Genomic DNA, 2734 nt, shown 5'->3' on the forward strand with positions numbered 1-2734 from the left:
GGCAAAAGGCGCGGGCGTCGGCAAAGCTCATGCCGCGCGCCAGCCCTGCCTGTTCGGCAGCAGGGTTGAGACAATAAATCCGGTCGGTGTTGTTTTGCTTCAGGATCAGGGCGAAAGGCCCGTCAATTGGACATGCCCGCAGAACCCGGTCGCTCGGCAGCCGGGGAAACCACATCGAGACGATGCGTTTCTGGATTCCATCGAACATTCCAGGCCCCTGTTGTTCCTGATTTGTTCTTGATAATTTCCCAACGCATCAGAGTCGAGTCTTCCCGTGCAGGATCAAAGATCGGGGCGGCGTGCCAGCGGGTCTCTGCCGCGTTCGATCCCATGCCTTCCGGGATCAGGCAAAGGCCGGTTGAGTTGCCGTTCTTGGCCGCAAGTTGCAGCCGCCGCCCTTCGCGCAGATCAAGCGGGTGGGTGATTTCAATCACCACAAACGGCACCGACCCATCGCGCAAGGCTTCTTCCGCCACGGCAAGACTGTCGGTCTGGTTTGCGCTGCGGGCAAGCAACAGGCGCGCAGGGTCAAGCAGAGGCGCGATCCCGTTGGGGTTCAACGTCTCCGCCGTTCGGCTTTCCTGTATCCACAGCACAGCGCCCGGCGCCTGCGCGCCTGCGATACAAGCAAAACCCGCGGCGGCAGGGCCAAAAACCTCATGCACCCGCGCGGGGCGGAGCGGCAGGCCGGTGAAAAGACAAGTTGTCATGGCGCTGATCTAAAAGCGATCAGCCGCCACGTCAATTCGCATCGATGGTGCTTTGCAGCCACGGCAGGTAGTTCGAAACCCGCGTATAGGCCGAAAACGGCGCACTCTCATTACAGCCTTTGCCGCCAACACCGGACAGGCCCCAACTGACCACGCCGGCCTGAATGAAGCTGCCATCGTTCAGCGCCACCACCAACGGCCCGCCGCTATCACCGGAACAGGCGGTCTTGCCGCCTTCAAACGTGCCGGAACACAGCATATTGGCCGACATCGGCGGCTTGACCCCGGCGATCATAGCATCCCATGCCGAATAGGCGGCTTCATCTGTCAGCCCGAAAACCTTTACGGCATAGCCAAAGCCCTTGGCCGCCTCCTCGGCGCGGCTGTCGAGCATGGCTTGATTGCACAGGTTGCGGTCCATCATCTGGATTTGCACCTGCCGCAGCGCGTCCGGATGGTCGCCGCCTTCGGTCAGACCCCAGCCGGTGACCGTGGTTTCCACCCCCGGCTGGTCAAGGTTATCGCCAAGCTCCGCATCCGGCACCTTGATCTTGCCGAAAGGCACCTCCGGTTTGCGGGTGAGTTTGATCAGTGCGATATCATTGTCAAACGCGGTGCCGATATAGTCTGGATGCCGGAATATCTGTGCGACCGGAACCAGATCGCCGCTGCCATCCGACAGGCTGTTGGTGCCGACCAGAATTGAAATCGCTTGCGGGTTGATATCACGGAAAACGCCTTTGTCATCGGCCATATGCACGCAATGCGCCGCCGTCAGCACCCATTGGTCCAGCACCATGGAGCCGCCGCAGAAATGGCCTTCCTCGGTCGTTGGTGCGCCATTGATGATCATCCCGATTTGCCAAGGCCAAGCACCCTCTGCTGCCAACTCGCCACCGACAACGCGCGCGCCGCTGGTTGCTGTCGCGACTTCTTTCGCATGTTCAGCCTTCATCCCGCTTTGGGTGTAGTTGAACGGCGAAGCGGTGGCGGCATCCACCGGCGGGGTTGAGAAGTCCGGCGCGGTCTGGGCCAGTGCAAGGCTTGCACACAGCAGGGCAGGCAGGCAGATGCCGGTGGTCGTCAGGGCGAGGCGTTTGTTCATGGTCATGGCGGCTCCTTGGCTTGTCGATGGGAATGTCAGGGGAGTTTGGTTGGCGTTGCGGGGCGCAGATGCACCGATTGGCGCAGCAGGGTCAGGGCGGGGCGTTTGGTGGAAAAGCCGCGCGTTTGGGTCGTGTCTTGCGGGTCCATCAACACGGCTATGGTGGCGAGTGTCGGGTCGCTGCCGGTTGCGCGAAGGCGATCCGGGCTTGCCAAGGCAGAAAGATCGGCGCGGGGTTCATCCACATCGGGGGACAGGGCGACAACCAGAATTTCTTCTGCCGCGAAAGCCGTCGGGTCCGCCGCATCTATGCGCAAACCGACGCGGGTGCTTTCGCCAAGGGCCAGCCGGTTGGACAGGTTGTTTTGCGGCCAGATCAGCGACAGTGTGAAATCCTGCGCCAGATAGAACACGCTGACATCCTGCACCCGGCCCGATTGGTTGGTCAGCGTCAGCCATAACTCATCGCAGGCAGAGACTCCCTGCGTGGGGTCATGCGGGGTTGGCGTTCCGGTTTTGGCGCAATCAGACCCGACCTGCACCCCGGCGCGGCGCTCGGTTTCCATTTTGAGGGGCGCGCCGGTAATGCCAAAGCCGCGTCCTGCGCCAAGTCCGGTCAGGATTGCCCGAACGCGGGTGGCGTGGGCCGCGTTTTCCAGCAGACGCAGGGTGGCTGCGGTTGCATCTTCTCCATCGCGAGCCGTGACGCGGGGGGAGGAGCCATGCCCAAGCGGGTCCAGCATCCCATCAGGCCCGGTCAGCGCCAGCGCGCCGCCCGTCAGGATCGGCACGAGATCAACCTCTCCCGTGCCGACCGTCAGCGTGCCGTCTTGTTGCAAGATGTCAATCGCGGCGCGGATCGGTCCATAATCTGCGGTATCCTTCGGGTACGCCTGTTGCAAAACTGCAAGGCGCAGCG

General features: G+C 62.2%; 3 protein-coding genes and 1 pseudogene. All 4 read right to left on the reverse strand.

Annotated features, from left to right (window positions below):
* Positions 1-208, reverse strand: a pseudogene (locus L0H65_RS17845) (DNA polymerase Y family protein); the annotation flags it as partial.
* Positions 123-710 (reverse strand): ImuA family protein, encoded by a 588-nt coding sequence (locus L0H65_RS17850; RefSeq protein WP_301460560.1) that lies wholly within the window; start codon positions 708-710, stop codon positions 123-125. The pseudogene L0H65_RS17845 and the gene L0H65_RS17850, both read right to left, overlap by 86 nt.
* A 31-nt stretch (positions 711-741) precedes the next feature.
* Positions 742-1821, reverse strand: a complete 1080-nt coding sequence (locus L0H65_RS17855; RefSeq protein WP_301460561.1) for a serine protease — start codon at positions 1819-1821, stop codon at positions 742-744.
* A 29-nt stretch (positions 1822-1850) separates the two neighbouring features.
* Positions 1851-2734, reverse strand: an 884-nt coding sequence (locus tag L0H65_RS17860) for a hypothetical protein (protein ID WP_301460562.1), incomplete at its 5' end; no start/stop codon positions are given.

Source organism: Pseudorhodobacter sp. (assembly GCF_030452865.1).
In the GTDB taxonomy this organism is placed as follows: domain Bacteria; phylum Pseudomonadota; class Alphaproteobacteria; order Rhodobacterales; family Rhodobacteraceae; genus Pseudorhodobacter.

Coding starts and splice junctions, on each gene's coding strand:
- L0H65_RS17850 (WP_301460560.1), bottom strand. CDS start 710: ATGACAACTTGTCTTTTCACCGGCCTGCCGCTCCGCCCCGCGCGGGTG.
- L0H65_RS17855 (WP_301460561.1), bottom strand. CDS start 1,821: ATGACCATGAACAAACGCCTCGCCCTGACGACCACCGGCATCTGCCTG.